This is a genomic window from Pseudomonas sp. P4_C1 (assembly GCF_056402155.1).
Genome location: NZ_JBFUHY010000053.1, coordinates 11,668 through 30,133, shown reverse-complemented (window position 1 = coordinate 30,133; position 18,466 = coordinate 11,668). Strand labels below are relative to the sequence as shown.

Genomic DNA, 18,466 nt, shown 5'->3' with positions numbered 1-18,466 from the left:
GATGAGGTCAGCCCAGGCAACACAAAATTCGGGACATAAAAAAAGGCCACCCGAAGGCAGCCTTTAAAAACTAGAGAGGTTTTTTACTTACACGGCCGCAACCGGACGCATGTAAGAGATCGGTGCAGTACTGGCGTCTTCGAACGTCACGACTTCCCAGGCATCTGTCTGCTCAATCAACTTGCGCAGCAGCTGGTTGTTCAGCGCGTGGCCGGACTTGAAGCCCTTGAACTCACCAATCAGGCTATTGCCCAGCAGGTAGAGGTCACCAATTGCATCGAGAATCTTGTGCTTCACGAATTCGTCTTCATAGCGAAGGCCGTCTTCGTTCAGTACGCCATCGGCGTCGACCACAATAGCGTTTTCAACGCTGCCGCCGAGTGCGAGGTTGTGCTTGCGCAGGTACTCGATGTCACTCATGAAACCAAAGGTACGGGCGCGGCTGACTTCTTTTACAAACGAAGTGCTGGAAAAATCCACGCTTGCACTTTGTGTGCGGTCACGGAAAACCGGGTGATCGAAATCGATCTCGAAGCTCACCTTGAACCCTTCGAAAGGGACGAAAGTGGCGCGCTTGTCGCCGTCTTCCACTGTCACTTCACGCAGGATGCGGATGAACTTCTTGGCGGCGTCCTGTTCTTCCAGGCCAGCCGATTGAATCAGGAATACGAAAGGTCCAGCGCTACCATCCATGATCGGGACTTCGGACGCGGAGAGCTCGACGTAGGCGTTATCGATGCCCAGGCCTGCCATGGCCGAGAGCAGGTGCTCTACCGTGTCCACTTTGACGTCACCATTAACGAGCGTGGTCGACATAGTGGTTTCACCAACGTTTTCCGCGCGGGCAGGAATCTGCACCACGGGGTCGAGGTCGGCGCGACAAAACACAATGCCGGTATCGACAGGCGCTGGCTTGAGGGTCAGGTAGACCTTCTCCCCGGAGTGCAGGCCGACACCTGTGGCACGGATAATATTCTTCAGGGTGCGTTGTTTAATCATGGCATGGGCCGCTTCAGCGCAAATTGCGAACTGGTATCAACAAAGGCTGGCGATGATAGCAGACCAGACCTTTGCTGAACACCAATCACCCTAATACCCCTGATACATTTCATCAATCGGCCTGACGACGCAGGAATGCCGGGATGTCCAGGTAGTCCAGGTCATCTTGCGGATTCATCTTCGCGGCAGCCGCAGCACCGGCCTGGGCCTGGTTGCGCATGACGGTCGGACGGTCCAGGTCACGGTAGTTCACCGCTGGAGCTTCCTGACGAACAGGGGCCTGTTGTTGTGGCTGTGTGGACATCGAAGTGTGGACGGTGTTGTCGATGACCTTCACAGGCTTCTCGATTTTAGCGCCCAGTCCTGTGGCAACAACAGTCACGTGCAGCTCGTCGCGCATGTCCGGATCGATAACGGTACCGACCTTGACCATCGCGTGCTCGGAAGCGAAGGCTTCGATGATGCTACCCACATCGGAGTACTCACCCAGGGACAGGTCAGGACCGGCGGTGATGTTCACCAGGATGCCGCGCGCACCTTGCAGGTTCACGTCTTCCAGCAACGGGTTGCGAATGGCCGCTTCGGTGGCCTCACGTGCACGGTTCGGACCGCTGGCGCAGCCAGTGCCCATCATCGCCATGCCCATTTCGCTCATCACGGTACGTACGTCGGCAAAGTCGACGTTGATCATGCCCGGACGCTTGATGATGTCGGAGATACCGCGAACGGCACCGGCCAGTACATCGTCAGCCTTGGCGAAAGCCGACAGCAGGCTGGCGTCTTTACCGAGGATGGTCAGCAGCTTCTCGTTGGGAATAGTGATCAACGAGTCGACGCTTTCAGACAGCAGACGAATACCTTCGTCGGCGATCTGCATGCGCTTGCGGCCTTCGAACGGGAACGGACGAGTCACCACCGCAACGGTGAGGATCCCCATTTCCTTGGCCACTTCAGCAATGATTGGCGCAGCACCGGTACCGGTACCACCGCCCATGCCCGTGGTGATGAACACCATATTGGTGCCCTGGAGGACTTCGGCAATGCGCTCACGATCTTCGAGAGCGGCCTGACGACCTACTTCAGGGTTGGCGCCAGCGCCGAGACCTTTGGTCACGCCGGTGCCCAGTTGCAGGATGGTCCGCGCGCCGATGCTTTTCAGCGCTTGAGCATCGGTGTTGGCGCAGATGAACTCGACGCCTTCGATGTTGCTCTTGACCATGTGGTTGACAGCGTTGCCGCCGCCACCGCCGACACCGATAACTTTGATTACCGGGCTTGCGGGGATGTTGTCTACGAGTTCGAACATTTTCCCTCTCCTTTACATTCTCTAGTTTTTTCGCCTACTGCGTGCTTCGGTGTAACGGTGTAACGGTAAATCTTCAGAAATTGCCCTGGACCCACTTCTTCAGGCGGTCCAGCAGCGGAGCCTGTGGCTCTTCGTTGCTGTAGCTGTCGCGGCTGCCGATGCCCGAGAACGAGATGCCGTCGGACTGCTTCTGCAGGCCGTACATCAACAGGCCGACGCCGGTGGAATAGATCGGGTTGCGCACCACGTCATCCAGACCTTTCACGCCGTGAGGCACGCCCAGGCGCACCGGCATGTGGAAGATTTCCTCGGCCAGTTCGGTAGCGCCTTCCATCTTCGATGTACCGCCGGTCAGCACGATGCCGGCCGGGATCAGGTCTTCGTAGCCGCTGCGGCGCAGTTCGGCCTGGATCAGCGTGAACAGTTCGTCGTAGCGCGGCTCGACCACTTCGGCCAGGGCCTGGCGGGACAGCTCGCGTGGTGGACGGTCGCCAACACTTGGCACCTTGATGGTTTCACCGGCACCGGCCAGCTTGGCCAGGGCGCAGGCGTAGCGGATCTTGATTTCTTCGGCGTACTGGGTCGGAGTGCGCAACGCCATGGCGATGTCGTTGGTCACCTGGTCGCCGGCAATCGGGATTACCGCGGTGTGGCGGATCGCGCCTTCGGTGAAGATCGCGATGTCGGTGGTGCCGCCGCCGATGTCCACCAGGCACACGCCCAGCTCTTTCTCGTCATCGGTCAGTACCGAATACGCGGAAGCCAGCTGTTCGAGAATGATGTCGTCGATTTCCAGGCCACAACGACGCACGCATTTTTCAATGTTCTGTGCGGCATTGACGGCGCAGGTGACCACGTGGACCTTGGCTTCCAGACGCACGCCGGACATGCCCAGTGGCTCGCGGACGCCTTCCTGGTTATCGATCACGTAATCCTGCGGCAGGGTATGCAGCACTCGCTGGTCAGCCGGGATCGCCACGGCCTGGGCCGCGTCGAGTACACGCTCAAGGTCCGCCGAGCTGACTTCGCGATCACGAATCGCCACGATGCCGTGGGAGTTCAGGCTGCGGATGTGATTGCCGGCCACGCCGACGAACGCCGAGTGAATCCGGCAACCCGCCATCAGCTGCGCTTCTTCGATGGCGCGCTGGATCGATTGCACGGTGGACTCGATGTTCACCACCACGCCTTTTTTCAGGCCACGGGACGGATGGGTACCGATCCCGACGATTTCCAGCGTGCCGTCGTCCGCGACCTCGCCCACCAGCGCCACCACCTTGGAGGTGCCGATATCGAGACCGACGATCATTTTGCCGCTTTGCACGTTTGCCATGGGTCCTGCCTCTTCTTAATTCTTCGCGACAGCGGGTTGGGCTGCCGTGGGCGCTACAGGTTCCCGCCAGCCAACAGCGAGGCCGTTGGCGTAGCGCAGATCGATGCGCGCAATGTTCGTAATCTGTTCTTTGAGCGTCTTGTCATAGATGGCGATGAAACGGCGCATCTTTTCCACCTGGTTGCCGCGTCCCAGCAGCAGTTCGATCCCGGGACCCGCGCTGCCGGGGCCGGTGGTCAGGAACCAGCTGCCGCGATCACGCAGTTCCAGGCGTGCAATCGAGAAGCCCAGCGGCCTGAGCATCTGGCTCAACACCTGGTATTGCTGCATCACTTGCTGTTGAGCCCGCTGCGGGCCGAACAGCTGAGGCAAGTGTTCGTAGTTCGCCAGCTCGCGCGGAGTGAACGCCTGCCCCTGGTTGTTCAACAGCGATTCGTCGCCCCAACGGGCCACCGGCAGTTGTTCTTCCAGGCGGATCACCACTTGATCCGGCCACACCCTGCGCACTTCGGCGTGGGCAATCCATGGCATCGTTTCCAGCTCGGTGCGCATGCTCGCCAGGTCGATAGTGAAGAAGCTCGACGCCACGTAAGGGGCGATCCGCTGCTGCACTGCTTGCTGGCTGATGTAACTCAAGTCGCCCTGCACATTGATTCTGGTGATCGGCCGGTCGGCATACGGCAACAGCCGTGTCGCGCCTTCGTAAGTACCGAACCCCAAAGCCACCAGCACTACCGGCCAGAACAACGCTTTGAGAAAACCGAAGTTGGCTTTCGGCAGGCGCGCGGACATCGGCTCTTTGGCCACCATTCGGCTGGCACCCCGCGGCACCGGCTTGCGGCCGGTCGGTGCGGTGGGCTGATGTCTGAGCTGAGCGCCTTGCATGGCCTTAACCTCTCGTCGACTCTTGGTTACCGGCAGTGTTGCCGGCAACGCTCTCGGCCAGAATGGCCAGAACCAGTTGCTGGAAATCCAGACCGGCGGCACGGGCCGCCATCGGCACCAGGCTGTGATCGGTCATGCCCGGTGCGGTGTTGACTTCCAGGAACCAAAACTGCCCTTCGGCGTCCTGCATCACGTCTGCCCTGCCCCAACCGGCGATACCCAGCGCTTCACAGGCTTTCGCCGTGAGGTCCATGAGTTCCTTTTCCTTGGCGCTGTCCAGACCGCACGGAATGCGGTACTGGGTATCGTTGGCGATGTACTTGGCGTCGTAGTCGTAGAAGCTGTGCGTCGTGCCCAGGGCAATCGGTGGCAACACCTGGTCACGCAGGGTGGCGATGGTGAACTCCGGACCGTGAATCCATTGCTCGACCAGCACTTGCGAATCGTAGGTACTGGCCGCTTTCCATGCGTCGATCAATTCGGACGCGGAACTCACTTTGGCCATACCGATACTTGAACCTTCATGGGCCGGTTTGACGATCAAAGGGAAGCCCAGTTCCGTCGCCGCCGAAATACAATCGGCTTCGCTGCTCAGTACCGCGTGACGTGGGGTCGGAATGCCCAGGCTGTGCCAGACCTGCTTGGTGCGCAGTTTGTCCATGGCCAGGGCCGAAGCCAGGATGCCGCTGCCGGTGTACGGAATGCCCAGGCATTCGAGCAGGCCCTGCATGCTGCCGTCTTCACCGCCACGACCGTGGAGGATGATGAAGGCGCGGTCGATCTTTTCGTTGAGCAGTCGCTGCAGCAGGTCATCGCCCACGTCGAGGCCGAACGCGTCCACACCGGCGCTTTGCAGTGCGTCCAGAACGGCGTTACCCGACTTCAGGGAGACCTCACGCTCGGCACTCTTGCCGCCGAACAGCACGGCGACGCGGCCGAAGTCTTTCGGCGCGATCGTGGAGACCAGGTTGGCGTAGGCAGCAGTCATTTCAACTTCCCCTTCTCCGGCGCGGCAACGGCACCGGCGAACAACTCGCTTTTCAACAGTTTTGGTGCGAGACCGCCGATATCGCCGGCGCCCTGGCACAGCAGGATGTCGCCGGCGCGCAGCAGCGGCTTGACCACTGGTGCGAGGTCGACGCCACGCTCGATGTAGATCGGGTCGAGCTGGCCACGCTGACGGATGCTGTTGCACAGCTTGCGGCTGTCGGCGCCCGGAATCGGCTCTTCGCCGGCCGGGTAGACTTCCATCAGCAGCAGTACGTTGGCGTCAGCCAGCACATTGACGAAATCGTCGTACAGGTCACGGGTGCGGCTGTAACGGTGCGGCTGGTAGACCATCACCAGGCGGCGCTCCGGCCAGCCACCGCGCACGGCCTTGATCACGGCCGCGACTTCGGTCGGGTGGTGACCGTAGTCGTCGACCAGCATCACATTGCCGCCGTCTACCGGCAGTTCGCCGTAGACCTGGAAGCGTCGGCCGACACCCTGGAACCCGGACAGGCCCTGGACGATGGCTTCATCGCTGACGCCTTCGTCGGTGGCGATGCAGATGGTCGCAAGGGCGTTCAATACGTTGTGGTTGCCCGGCATGTTCACCGAAACATCCAGTGGCTCGCGGTCGGGACGCAGTACGGTGAAGAAGGTCTGCATGCCTTGCTGGCGCACATTGATGGCGCGCACGTCGCAGTCTTCGCCGAAGCCGTAGGTAACGGTCGGACGCTTGACCTGCGGGAGGATTTCACGCACCACCGGGTCGTCCAGGCACACCACCGCCAGACCGTAGAACGGCAGGTTGTGCAGGAATTCGACGAAGGTTTTCTTCAGCTTGTTGAAGTCACCGTCGTAGGTCGCCATGTGATCGGCGTCGATGTTGGTGACCACGGCCACCAGCGGCTGCAAGTGCAGGAAGCTCGCATCGCTTTCGTCGGCCTCGGCGATCAGGTAACGGCTGGTGCCGAGCTGGGCATTGGTGCCCGCGGCATTCAGGCGGCCACCGATCACGAACGTCGGGTCCAGGCCACCGGCCGCGAACACCGAAGCGATCAGGCTGGTGGTTGTGGTTTTGCCGTGGGTACCGGCAACGGCGATGCCGTGGCGATAGCGCATCAGCTCCGCCAGCATCTCTGCACGCGGCACCACCGGAATACGACGTTCCAGTGCGGTTGCGACTTCCGGGTTGGACGTGTTCACGGCGCTCGACACCACCAGCACGTCGGCGGCAGCGGCGTTCTCGGCGCGGTGGCCGATGAAGATCTGCGCCCCGAAGGACTCCAGACGCTCGGTCACCGGCGAAGCCTTCAGGTCGGAACCGGACACTTCATAGCCCAGGTTCAACAACACTTCAGCAATCCCGCACATGCCCACACCGCCGATACCGACGAAGTGGATGCGGCGGATGCGGCGCATTTCCGGTTGCGGCATGGCTTTCTGATTCTCAACCATGGGCCACCTCCAGGCAGCTATCGACCACGTTACGGGTGGCATCGGGTTTGGCCAGGCGGCGTGCCGCGGTAGCCATTTCGTTGAGTCGTTGTGGTTGCATCAGGACCTCTGTCAGGCGAGCGGCAAGATCCGCTGCGCCAGTCGTTCTTTGCGGCATCAGGAAGGCTGCGCCTTCACGGGCCAAATATTCGGCGTTGCGGGTCTGGTGATCGTCGATGGCATGAGGCAAAGGCACCAGCATCGAGGGCAGACCGGCGGCGGCCAGTTCACTGATGGTCAGCGCGCCTGCGCGACATACCACCAGGTCGGCCCAGCTGTAGGCTTGGGCCATGTCTTTGATGAAGGGCTGCACCTGCGCCTCGACGCCAGCCGCGCGATAGCGCTCTGCAGTCACTTCATCGTGGTTTTTGCCGGCCTGATGGAACACTTCCGGACGCAGATCAGCAGCGACTTGCGACAGGGCTTCAGGCAGCAACTTGTTCAACGGCTCTGCGCCCAGGCTTCCGCCCAGGATCAGCAAACGCGCCTTGCGACCGGTCAGGGCAGGTCGCGATGTCTCGAGGAACAGCTCGGTGCGCACCGGATTACCGGTGGTCCGGCGGCTGCCCGACAGGGTAAAGGTGTCGGGGAACGCTTCACAGACTCGGGCGGCCAACGGCACCAGCAACCGATTGGCGGTACCGGCCACGGCGTTCTGCTCGTGAACGATCACCGGCACGCCGGCTAGTTTGGCCGCGACACCGCCAGGGCCGGTCACAAAACCACCAAAACCCACGACACAGACCGGTTGCAGACGGCGAATGATCGCCCGCGCCTGCCAGACCGACTTGAACAACATGAACGGTGCCTTGAGCAGGGACAATTTGCCCTTGCCGCGCAGACCGCTGGCGTTGATCCGATGCAGCTCGATACCGGCCGCCGGCACCAGGTCGTTCTCGATGCCACGCGGGGTGCCGAGCCAGTGCACGGTATAACCGCGCGCCTGGAATTCGCGAGCGCAGGCCAGCGCCGGGAACACGTGGCCACCGGTGCCGCCGGCCATGATCATGACGTTAGCGCCCATGGTTCGACTCCTCGGCGAAGTCGCTCTCATGGAACTCCATCTCTTCACTGCCCAGATGGGTTCGACTTTCCCACTCGATGCGCAGCAACAAGCCGAGACAGGCGCAGCAAATCACCAACGAGCTGCCGCCGTAACTGAGGAACGGCAGGGTCAGTCCCTTGGTCGGCAGCAGGCCGACGTTCACGCCGATATTGATCAGGAATTGACCAATCCACAGGAACGACAAGCCGTAGGCGACATAAGCAGCAAAAAACTGCTTGGCCTTCTCGGCCCACAAACCGATGTACATGCCACGAATACACACGAAGACGAACAGTGCCACGGTGCACAGCGAACCCACCGCGCCCAGTTCTTCGGCCAGGACCGAGAATACGAAGTCAGTGTGGGCTTCCGGCAGGTAGAACTGTTTCTGCACGCTGTTGCCCAGGCCAACGCCCAGCCATTCGCCGCGACCGAAAGCGATCAATGCCTGGGACAACTGATAGCCGGCGCCGAACTGGTCAGCCCACGGATCGGCAAAGTTGGTCAGACGCGCCATTCGATACGGCTGCATTTGAATCAACAGCACCACCGCACCGACGGCCAGCACCACCATCAGGGAAAAACGGAACAGCCCGACGCCGCCAAGGAACAGCATCGCCGCCGCGGCACCCATCATCACGACGGTGGCACCGAAGTCCGGCTCCATCAGCAGCAGGCCCGCCATCGGCAGCAGCACGATGAACGGCTTGAAAAAGCCCATCCAGCTTTCACGCACTTCTTTCTGGCGACGCACCAGATAGCCGGCGAGGTAGATCACCACGAACACCTTGGCGATCTCGGAAGGCTGGACGTTGAAGAAACTGAAGCCGATCCAGCGCATCGAGCCGTTAACCTCACGGCCGATCCCCGGAACGATCACCATCACCAGCAAGCCGAATGCACCCAGCAGCATCAACCAGCCCAGGCGTTGCCAGGTGGCAATCGGGATCATCATGGTGACGATGCAGGCCCCCAGACCCAGCACCACGTAAATAAGGTGGCGAATCATGTAATACAGGGCGCTGCCAGACTGCACTGCCGCCACTTCGGTCGATGCCGAGGCAATCATGATCAGCCCAAGGCCGAGCAGCGTCAGGCAACCGGCGAGCATCGGGAAATCGAGGTCAATACCGCGTCCGGTGATGATCGGCGAAGGGTATGGCTTGATGATGTCTCTCAGGCTCATGCCAGATCCTCCACGGCTTGGACGAACTGGTGACCGCGGTCTTCGTAGTTCTTGAACATGTCGAAACTGGCGCAGGCTGGCGACAACAGCACCACGTCGCCCGGCTGGGCTGCGGCGCGGCATTGCTCGACGGCTTCGACCAGGGAGCCGGCGCGGATCAGCGGTACGGCGTCGCCGATGGCCTCACCGATCTTGTCGGAATCGCGGCCCATCAGCACCACGGCGCGGCAGTTGGCCGCCACCGGATCGCGCAGGTCCTTGAATTCGGCACCCTTGCCGTCGCCACCGGCGATCAGCACGACTTTACCGTCGATGTCTGCGCCCAAACCTTCGATGGCCGCCAGTGCGGCGCCGACGTTGGTGGCTTTGGAATCGTTGTAATAGCCCACGCCGTCGAGGTCACGGACCCATTGGCAGCGATGTTCGAGACCGGCGAAGGTGCGCAGGCTCGACAACATGGCATCGAACGGCAGGCCAACCGCATGGCCCAGCGCCAGGGCTGCCAGGGCGTTGGACTGGTTGTGGGCACCGCGAATCTTCAACTCGCGCACCGGCATCAGGTTCTGGAACTCGAAGGCCAGGTATTTCTCGCCGTCTTCTTCACGGATACCGAAGGCTTTGAAATCGGGTTTGCTCAGACCGAAGGTCCAGCACGGCTGGCCCTCGCCCATCAACGGGCGACTCAGGGCATCCTGGCGATTGACCACGAACTGCCTGGCGCCCCGGAAGATCCGGTGCTTGGCCAGGTGATAGGCCGGCAGACCGCTGTAACGGTCCATGTGGTCTTCGCTGATATTGAGCACGGTCGCCACTTCGGCGTTGAGCTGATCGGTGGTTTCCAACTGGAAACTCGACAGTTCCATCACGTACAACTCGATGTCGTCGCTGAGCAAGTCCAACGCCGGGGTACCGAGATTGCCGCCGACGGCGACACGCTTACCTGCCGCAGCCGCCATTTCGCCGACCAGGGTGGTGACAGTGCTTTTCGCGTTGGAACCGCTGATGGCCACGATCGGCGCCTTCGCGTTACGCGCGAACAGTTCGATGTCGCCGGACAATTTCACGCCACGAGCGGCGGCTGCCTGCAGGGCCGGGGTCGCCAGCGCCAGACCGGGGCTGACGTAGAGTTCGTCGGCACGGCACAGGAACTCGACGTCCAGTTCGCCACAACGCACTTCCACGTGCGGATAGTCACGCTTGAGCGTGGCCAGTTCCGGTGGATTTTCCCGCGTATCGGCCACGGCAAACGCCACGCCCCGGTTCGCCAGGAAGCGAACCAGGGACATGCCGCTCTTGCCGAGGCCGACAACGATGCGGAAGTGGTCAGAAGCGATCAGAGACACGAGTTTCTACCTCAGCTTCAGGGTGGCAAGGCCGACCAGCACGAGAATCACGGTGATGATCCAGAAACGGACGATCACGCGCGGCTCGGGCCAGCCCTTGAGTTCAAAGTGGTGGTGAATCGGTGCCATGCGGAATACGCGGCGACCGGTCAGTTTAAAAGAGGCGACCTGAATGACGACTGACAGGGTTTCCATCACGAACACGCCGCCCATGATGAACAGGACGATTTCCTGACGGACGATCACCGCGATGGTGCCCAGAGCCGCGCCCAGCGCCAGTGCACCGACGTCACCCATGAAGACTTGTGCCGGATAGGTGTTGAACCAGAGGAAGCCCAGGCCTGCTCCGATCAGTGCGCCACAGAACACGATCAATTCACCGGCGCCCGGTACATAAGGAATCAGCAGGTATTCGGCGAATTTCACGTTACCCGACAGGTAGCAGAAAATGCCCAGGCCGCCGCCCACCATCACCGTCGGCATGATCGCCAGGCCGTCGAGGCCGTCGGTCAGGTTGACCGCGTTGCTCGAACCGACGATCACAAAATAGGTCAGGACAATGAAGCCGGCGCCCAACGGAATGCTGTAGTCCTTGAGCATCGGCAGAATCAGCGTGGTTTCTACCGGAGTGGCGGCGGTCACATACAGGAAGATCGCCGCGCCCAGGCCAAATACCGACTGCCAGAAATACTTCCAGCGGCTTGGCAGGCCGCGGGAGTTTTTCTCGATGACCTTGCGGTAGTCGTCGACCCAGCCGATTGCGCCGAACAGCAGGGTCACCAGCAGTACGACCCAGACATAGCGGTTGCTCAGGTCAGCCCAAAGCAGGGTGCTGACGCCGATAGACGACAGAATCAGCGCGCCGCCCATGGTCGGGGTACCCGACTTCGACAGGTGCGACTGCGGGCCGTCGTTGCGAACGGATTGACCGATCTGACGGTTCTGCAACGTGCGGATCATCCACGGGCCATAGCACAGCGACAAGACCAGCGCGGTCAGCACACCGAGAATCCCGCGCAGGGTCAGGTACTGGAAGACCGCGAAGCCTTTGTAGAACTGTTGCAGATACTCCGCTAGCAGCAGCAGCATTAATGTTTCTCCAGACTGGACCCGCACAAGGCGGCGACGACGTTTTCCATCGCAGCGCTGCGCGACCCCTTGATCAAAATGGTGGTGTTTGTGTCTTGTTCGGCGCCCAGGGCCTTGATCAGCTCAGCCTGCGTGCTGAAGTGAAAAGCCTGTGGACCGAAGGCGTTGACGGCGTGAACCATCATTGGCCCGACGGCGTACAGCGCAGAAACCTTGCCACGGGCGTATTCGCCCACGTCGCGGTGCCCCTGCTCCGCCCAATCGCCCAACTCGCCGATATCCCCGAGCACCAGAACGGTGCGGCCGGAAAAGCCGGCGAGTATATCAACGGCAGCGCACATGGAGGTGGGATTGGCGTTGTAAGTGTCATCGATCACGCGCATGCCATTGCTGGCCAATTGCGCAACGGTGCGCCCCTTGACCGGTTGCACCGCGCCAAGGCCGGCGGCGATACCGGACAGCAACACACCCAGGGCATGGGCGGCAGCGGCGGCGGCCATGGCATTGGCAACGTTGTGGGTGCCGAGCAGGTTCAGTTGAACGCGCGCCACACCTTCAGGGCTGTGCAGGTTGAACGCCGGGCAGCCGCGAGCATCGGTGGCCAGGTCACTGGCATGGAAATCGGCGCTGGCGTTGCTCAACGCAAACGTCAGCACTTTGCGGTCACCGGCGCGCGCCTTCCAGATACCGAATGCCTTGTCGTCAAGATTGAGAACGGCGACGCCATCGGCATCCAGCCCTCCGATAATCTCGCCCTTGGCTTCGACGATTTTTTCCGGACCACCGAACTCGCCGACGTGGGCGGTCCCGGCGTTATTGAGAACGGCCACATGGGGTTTGGTCATGCTCACGGTGTAGGCAATTTCGCCCAGGCGCGAGGCACCCAGCTCGATCACCGCAGCGGTATGTTCCGGCGCCAGTTCGAGCAGGGTCAACGGAACGCCGAGGTCGTTATTCAGGTTGCCACGGGTCGCCAGCACCGCACCGCGCGTGCGCAGGATGCTCGCAAGCATTTCCTTGACCGTGGTCTTGCCACTGGAACCGGTAATAGCCACGACCGGATGGGTGTAGGCGGCGCGATTCAGCGCGCCTAACTGGCCAAGGGCCTGGCGGGTGTCGCTGACCAGCAATTGCGGCAGCGTGCTGTCGGCGACTTCACGCTCGACCAGCGCGGCCACGGCGCCCTTGGCCGCGACTTCATTCAGATAATCATGACCATCGAAGCGCGGACCGGCCAACGCGATAAACAGTTGACCGGGTTTGATCGCACGGCTGTCGATGCTGACGCCGTCGAAGCTGGCATCGGCAGACACCAGGCGAGCATTCAGCGCACCGGTCAGTTCACTCAGTCTCAAGGCCTTAAGCATGGGCCACCTCCCACGCGGTCAAGGCATGATCGGCCTCGACCAGATCGGAAAAGGCATGGCGTTCGCCGTTGATTTCCTGATAGTCCTCGTGACCTTTACCGGCCAGGACAATCACGTCATCCACCGAGGCACTGGCGATCAGCCGGGCAATCGCCTGACCACGACCGGCAACGAACTCCACTTTATCCACAGCCGTGAAACCGGCACGGATGTCATCGAAAATCACTGCAGGGTCTTCAGTACGCGGGTTGTCGTCGGTGACCAGTACGCCATCGGCCAGACGCTCGACCACCTCGGCCATCAATGGACGCTTGCCGCGATCGCGGTCGCCGCCACAGCCGAACAGGCACAGCAACCGGCCCTTGGCGTGTGGACGCAGGGCCAGCAGTACTTTTTCCAGGGCATCCGGGGTGTGGGCGTAATCGACCACCACCAGCGGCTGCGAACCACCGCCCAGACGCTGCATGCGCCCGGCAGGGCCTTCAAGCTGCGGCAGCACCTTGAGGATTTCGTCCAGGGCGTAATCCAGACCGAGCAACGCGCCGACCGCCGCCAGGACATTGCTCAGGTTGAAGCGACCGAGCAAGGTGCTGCGCAAGTGGTGCTCGCCCTGTGGCGTGACCAGCGTGGCGCGCACGCCTTCGTCGTCGAATTGCGCCTGGCGGCAATACAGGTAAGCGCTGGAATCTTCCAGGCTATAGGTGATCAACCGCGACTCGAGCTTGTCGGCGGCCAGTTGCCGACCAAATTCGTCGTCGAGGTTGACCACGCGGCATTTCAAGTCATTCCAGGCAAACAGCTTGCCCTTGGCTTCGCCGTAAGCCTGCATGGTGCCGTGGTAATCCAGGTGATCGCGGGACAGGTTGGTCATCACCGCCACATCGAACGCCAGTGCAGTCACGCGGCCCTGGTCCAGGCCATGGGAAGACACTTCCATCGCCACGGCTTTGGCCCCGGCCTTCTTCAGGTCCGCCAGGGTCGCTTGCACGGCAATCGGATTCGGCGTGGTGTGCAGTCCGCTTTCCAGCGCGCCGTAGAAACCGCAACCGAGTGTACCGACCAGGCCGCAGTGCTGGCCGAGCAGGTCCAGTGCCTGGGCGACCAATTGCGTCACGCTGGTCTTGCCGTTGGTACCGGTTACGCCCACCAGGTTCAGGTGATGGCTCGGCTCGCCATAAAAACGCCCGGCGATGTCCGACAGCTGAGCCGCCAGGCCCTTGACCGGAATCAGCGGCACTTCAGTGATCGGCAGGACCGTGGCGCCTTCTACTTCATAGGCCACCGCGGCAGCACCGCGCTGCAAGGCGTCGGCAATATGTGCGCGCCCATCGAATTTCCCGCCCGGCACGGCAAGGAACAGATCGCCCGCGCGCACATTGCGGCTGTCCAGGGCGAGCTCGCGAATCAGCAGATCGTGGCCGGCGTGAGGGAAAATCTTGTTCAGGCTCAGGGACATCAGCCGCGCCCTCCATTGGCTTTCAGCGGAACGACCGGTGTTGCGTTCGCTTGTTGAGTAGGTGGCAGGTTGTCCGGCGTAATGTTCATCAGGCGCAGGGTGCCCGACATCACGCGGCTGAACACCGGCGCGGAAACCAGGCCACCGAAGTAACCGGCCTTGGTCGGCTCGTCGATCACCACCACGATGGCGTAACGCGGATCGCTCATCGGGCCGAAGCCGGCGAACAGCGAACGGTAGGAGTTTTCGGCGTAACCCTTGGTACCGACCGAGGTTTTACGCGCAGTACCCGACTTGCCGCCCACGTGATACGCCGGCACTTGTGCACGGAATACGCCGCGCGGGGCTTCGATCACTTGTTGCAGCATGCCTTGCATGGTTTTCGCGACCGCCTCCGGCAACACCTGGGTGGTTTGCGGTGCCTTGTCGGTCTTGATCAAGGTCAGCGGTGCGAGGCGACCGTTGTTGGCCAGGGCCGAGAAAGCGTGAACCAGCTGGATTGCGGTCACGGAGATACCGTAGCCGTAGGACAGCGTGGCGGTTTCTGCCTTGCGCCACTCGCGGTAGTTCGGCAGGTTGCCGACGCGCTCGCCCGGGAAGCCCAGGCCGGTGTCCTGGCCGAGGCCGACTTTCTGCGCGAGACGGAAAATGGTTTCGCCGCCAATGTCGAAGGCAACCTTGCTCATGCCGACGTTACTGGAGTTGATCAGGATGCCGGTCAGGTCGAGCACCGGGCCTTCGGTCTTGGATACGTCCTTGATGGTGTACTTGCCAATCTGCAAGGAGCCCGGATACACCTCGACGGTGTCGCTCGGTTTCCAGCGGCCGGTTTCGATCGCAGCGCTCATCGAAATCGCTTTCATGGTCGAACCCGGCTCGAACACGTCGATCATCGCGCGGTTGCGCATCATCGCCGGTTGCAGGTTGCGACGGTTGTTCGGGTTGTAGGTCGGCTGGTTGACCATCGCGAGAATCTCGCCGGTCTTCACGTCCATGATCACCAGGCTGCCGGCCTTGGCGCCGTTCTCGATGATCGCGTTGCGCAATTCGCGGTTGGCCAGGTATTGCAGGCGCAGGTCAATGGACAACGCCAAGGGCTTGCCGGCCTTGGCGTTTTTGGTGACCTGGACATCCTTGATCAGCCGGCCGCGCCGGTCCTTGATCACCTGACGCTTGCCAGGGACCCCGGCCAGCCATTCGTCGTAGGCCAGTTCGACGCCTTCACGACCGTGATCGTCGATGTCGGTAAACCCGACCATATGGGCGGTGACTTCGCCGGCAGGATAAAACCGCCGGAACTCTTCGATGCCGTAGACACCTGGCACCTTCAGGTCGAGCACGGCCTGGCCCTGCTCAGGCGTCAGCCCGCGCACCAGGTAAATGAACTCCTTGTTGGCCTGGGCTTCGAGACGTTCGGCCAGGGCTTTCGGGTCCTGCCCCAAGGCAGCCGCCAGTGCTGGCCACTTCTCTTTGGCCGTTTGCATTTCCTTGGCATTGGCCCAAAGGGTGGTGACCGGAGTACTCACGGCCAAGGGCTCGCCGTTACGGTCGGTGATCAGACCACGGTGGGCCGGAATCGGAATATGACGAACACTGCGGGCATCGCCCTGACCTTTAAGGAAGGCACGGTCGACCACTTGCAAATCGATGATGCGCCAGGCAATTGCAACCACCATGATGCCGAGCAAACCCAGCACCACGCGGAACCGCCAAGGAAAGAGTGCACCTTCGAGTTTCATCATGGCGCCACCATCTTCACGTCAGCGGCACCGGGAATGTGCATTTTCAGTTGTTCGGTGGCCAGCACTTCGATACGGCTGTGAGCGGTCCAGGTGCTCTGCTCCAGAATCAACCGGCCCCACTCGGCTTGCGCCTTGTCGCGCACGCTCAACTCGTTGTACAGCGAATTCAATAGCTGACGGTTCCAGTGGGCGCTGTAGGACACGCCGATGGCCGAAATGAGCACGCCGACAAACAGCAGCAGCATGAAGAAGCTTCCGCCGGGCAATGGCTTGGCGAAAAGCTTGCTCACCGCAGCTTCTCCGCCACACGCATGACAGCGCTACGGGAACGTGGGTTGGCTTTGAGTTCGGCGTCGGAGGCCGTCTGCGCTTTGCCATGGACTTTGATTTTCGGTTCGAAGGCGACATGCCGAACCGGCAGGTTGCGCGGCAGGTTGTCGGCTTCGCCTTTGACCAGCTTGCGCATGAACAGTTTGACGATACGGTCTTCCAGCGAATGGAAGCTGATCACCACCAGGCGACCGCCCACTTCCAGGCATTCCAGCGCGGCTTCGAGGCCGGTTTCCAGATCACCCAGTTCGTTGTTGACGTGAATACGCAAGCCCTGGAACGCACGGGTTGCAGGGTTCTTGCCCTTTTCCCACGCCGGGTTGGCGACTTTCAGGACTTCTGCCAGGTCACCGGTGCGTTCGAATGGCTTGATGTCGCGGCGCTCGGCCACGGCACGGGCCATGCGGCCGGAAAAACGCTCTTCGCCATATTCCTTGAACACCCGGGCGATTTCTTCCACGGGCGCGGTGTTGACGAATTCGGCAGCGCTGATTCCGCGGGACGGATCCATGCGCATGTCCAGCGGACCATCGTTGAGGAAGCTGAAACCGCGCTCAGGGTCGTCGAGCTGTGGCGAAGACACGCCCAGATCCAGCAGAACGCCGCTGACCTTGCCGGCCAGACCGCGCTCGGCGACTTCCGAACCGAGCTCGGCAAAGCTGCGCTGCACAACGACAAAGCGGCCGTCTTCGGCCGCTAGCGTCTGCCCTGTGGCAATCGCTTGTGGATCCTTGTCGAATCCGAGCAACCGACCATCGGGACCGAGCTGACTGAGGATCAACCGGCTGTGTCCGCCGCGCCCGAACGTGCCGTCCAGATAGCAGCCATCAGGACGTACGGCGAGAGCCTCGACGGCTTCGTCAAGCAGTACGGTGATGTGGTTAAAGCCGCTATCAATAGTCACAGGATCAAATCACGCAGTTCATCAGGCATAGCGCCCGGTTGTTGAATGGCAGCCAGGTCAGCGGCAGAAACCGCGTTCCAGGCATCCTCGTCCCACAATTGGAACTTGTTCAGTTGGCCTACCAACATCGCGCGCTTATCCAACCTGGCATATTCACGAAGACGCGGCGGAACCAGAAAACGACCACTGCCATCGAGCTCGAGGTCGACGGCATTACCAATCAGTAAACGTTGCAGGCGACGGTTCTCTTCGCGAAGCGAAGGCAGTGCGCGCAGTTTGGTTTCAATAATTTCCCACTCATCGAGGGGGTAAACACACAAACATGGATCAACGGCATCAATCGTGACGATCAACTGCCCGGAACTGCGCGAATCGAGCTCGTCGCGGTACCGGCTCGGCATGGCGAGACGGCCCTTTGCATCGAGACTGATAGCGTTGGCTCCGCGAAACACGTCAGCGTTTCTCCAAATTCTAGCGTTTTGAGTTCAAAAAACCCACTTCATGCCACTTTCCGCCACTTACGCACACTATAGGAATGCCCCCACCACACCGTCAAGGCGCGGATTAAAGGAAAATCCTTACAGAACTGAGATTTAGGAGCATTAACGGAGGGGTAACGAAAATCCGGCAGATGATTCCGCCCGATAACTTGAATCAGCACAGAAGGCTGCGTTCGGAAGTTAAAGTGTTTTATTAAGAGTAAGATTTTTTTGGTATTACAAAAGAGGTTCTGCTGACGATTGTGTAAGGAGGGAAACCGGTGCTTCGTGGAGTTTATGCGATCACTACAAGCGCGAGCTAATCGATATCACAAAACCGCTTCTCCTGACGACCGTATAACGAGGAAAACCGGTGCTTCGTGGAGTTTATGCGATCACTACAAACGCGGGCTAATCGATATCACAAAACCGCTTCTCCTGACGACCGTATAACGAGGGAAACCGGTGCTTCGTGGAGTTTATGCGATCACTACAAGCGCGGGCTAATCGATATCACA

The 18,466-nt window shown here is 60.9% G+C and carries 16 protein-coding genes; all 16 read right to left on the bottom strand.

Features of this window, described 5'->3' with window-relative positions; genetic code table 11:
- Window positions 1-87: 87 nt before the first annotated feature.
- The 16 genes from lpxC to mraZ all read right to left on the bottom strand — a co-directional run bounded on the left by lpxC (window position 88) and on the right by mraZ (window position 17,921).
- Complete coding sequence (gene lpxC / locus AC1DU9_RS21860; RefSeq protein WP_007939852.1) at window positions 88-999, bottom strand: UDP-3-O-acyl-N-acetylglucosamine deacetylase; 912 nt, start codon at window positions 997-999, stop codon at window positions 88-90.
- 112 nt (window positions 1,000-1,111) lie between these two features.
- Window positions 1,112-2,305, bottom strand: coding sequence for a cell division protein FtsZ (gene ftsZ / locus AC1DU9_RS21855; protein ID WP_223461222.1), 1,194 nt, complete (start codon window positions 2,303-2,305; stop codon window positions 1,112-1,114).
- A 73-nt stretch (window positions 2,306-2,378) separates the two neighbouring features.
- On the bottom strand, window positions 2,379-3,638 hold the full coding sequence (ftsA, locus tag AC1DU9_RS21850; protein ID WP_007989901.1) for a cell division protein FtsA: 1,260 nt from the start codon (window positions 3,636-3,638) through the stop codon (window positions 2,379-2,381).
- A gap of 15 nt (window positions 3,639-3,653) precedes the next feature.
- Window positions 3,654-4,523: a cell division protein FtsQ/DivIB gene (locus tag AC1DU9_RS21845; protein ID WP_223461220.1), complete on the bottom strand. Its 870-nt coding sequence runs from the start codon at window positions 4,521-4,523 to the stop codon at window positions 3,654-3,656.
- Between the two features lie 4 nt (window positions 4,524-4,527).
- Entirely contained in the window at window positions 4,528-5,511 is a 984-nt protein-coding gene (locus tag AC1DU9_RS21840) for a D-alanine--D-alanine ligase (protein ID WP_223461218.1), read from the bottom strand.
- Window positions 5,508-6,968 carry a UDP-N-acetylmuramate--L-alanine ligase gene (gene murC, locus AC1DU9_RS21835; RefSeq protein ID WP_150727953.1) on the bottom strand — a complete coding sequence of 487 codons (1,461 nt, stop codon included), beginning with the start codon at window positions 6,966-6,968 and terminating at the stop codon, window positions 5,508-5,510. The genes AC1DU9_RS21840 and murC overlap by 4 nt, the downstream gene beginning before the upstream one ends.
- Window positions 6,961-8,031, bottom strand: a complete 1,071-nt coding sequence (murG, locus tag AC1DU9_RS21830) for an undecaprenyldiphospho-muramoylpentapeptide beta-N-acetylglucosaminyltransferase (protein ID WP_223461215.1) — start codon at window positions 8,029-8,031, stop codon at window positions 6,961-6,963. Before murG ends, murC begins: the two co-directional genes overlap by 8 nt.
- Window positions 8,021-9,238, bottom strand: a complete 1,218-nt coding sequence (gene ftsW / locus AC1DU9_RS21825; protein WP_411740705.1) for a putative lipid II flippase FtsW — start codon at window positions 9,236-9,238, stop codon at window positions 8,021-8,023. Before ftsW ends, murG begins: the two co-directional genes overlap by 11 nt.
- Complete coding sequence (gene murD, locus AC1DU9_RS21820; RefSeq protein ID WP_223461212.1) at window positions 9,235-10,581, bottom strand: UDP-N-acetylmuramoyl-L-alanine--D-glutamate ligase; 1,347 nt, start codon at window positions 10,579-10,581, stop codon at window positions 9,235-9,237. The genes ftsW and murD overlap by 4 nt, the downstream gene beginning before the upstream one ends.
- 6 nt (window positions 10,582-10,587) lie before the next feature.
- Window positions 10,588-11,670, bottom strand: a complete 1,083-nt coding sequence (gene mraY / locus AC1DU9_RS21815; RefSeq protein WP_108214916.1) for a phospho-N-acetylmuramoyl-pentapeptide-transferase — start codon at window positions 11,668-11,670, stop codon at window positions 10,588-10,590.
- Window positions 11,670-13,037 carry a UDP-N-acetylmuramoyl-tripeptide--D-alanyl-D-alanine ligase gene (locus tag AC1DU9_RS21810; RefSeq protein ID WP_477810781.1) on the bottom strand — a complete coding sequence of 456 codons (1,368 nt, stop codon included), beginning with the start codon at window positions 13,035-13,037 and terminating at the stop codon, window positions 11,670-11,672. The genes mraY and AC1DU9_RS21810 overlap by 1 nt, the downstream gene beginning before the upstream one ends.
- Window positions 13,030-14,493 carry a UDP-N-acetylmuramoyl-L-alanyl-D-glutamate--2,6-diaminopimelate ligase gene (locus AC1DU9_RS21805; RefSeq protein ID WP_477810780.1) on the bottom strand — a complete coding sequence of 488 codons (1,464 nt, stop codon included), beginning with the start codon at window positions 14,491-14,493 and terminating at the stop codon, window positions 13,030-13,032. Before AC1DU9_RS21805 ends, AC1DU9_RS21810 begins: the two co-directional genes overlap by 8 nt.
- Window positions 14,493-16,232, bottom strand: a complete 1,740-nt coding sequence (locus AC1DU9_RS21800) for a peptidoglycan D,D-transpeptidase FtsI family protein (protein ID WP_177413221.1) — start codon at window positions 16,230-16,232, stop codon at window positions 14,493-14,495. The genes AC1DU9_RS21805 and AC1DU9_RS21800 overlap by 1 nt, the downstream gene beginning before the upstream one ends.
- The gene (gene ftsL, locus AC1DU9_RS21795; protein WP_057398001.1) at window positions 16,232-16,525 is read right to left on the bottom strand and encodes a cell division protein FtsL; all 294 of its coding nucleotides are present in this window, start codon (window positions 16,523-16,525) and stop codon (window positions 16,232-16,234) included. The genes AC1DU9_RS21800 and ftsL overlap by 1 nt, the downstream gene beginning before the upstream one ends.
- Window positions 16,522-17,469: a 16S rRNA (cytosine(1402)-N(4))-methyltransferase RsmH gene (gene rsmH / locus AC1DU9_RS21790; RefSeq protein WP_007972589.1), complete on the bottom strand. Its 948-nt coding sequence runs from the start codon at window positions 17,467-17,469 to the stop codon at window positions 16,522-16,524. Before rsmH ends, ftsL begins: the two co-directional genes overlap by 4 nt.
- On the bottom strand, window positions 17,466-17,921 hold the full coding sequence (gene mraZ / locus AC1DU9_RS21785) for a division/cell wall cluster transcriptional repressor MraZ (RefSeq protein WP_090286131.1): 456 nt from the start codon (window positions 17,919-17,921) through the stop codon (window positions 17,466-17,468). Before mraZ ends, rsmH begins: the two co-directional genes overlap by 4 nt.
- Window positions 17,922-18,466: the final 545 nt, after the last annotated feature.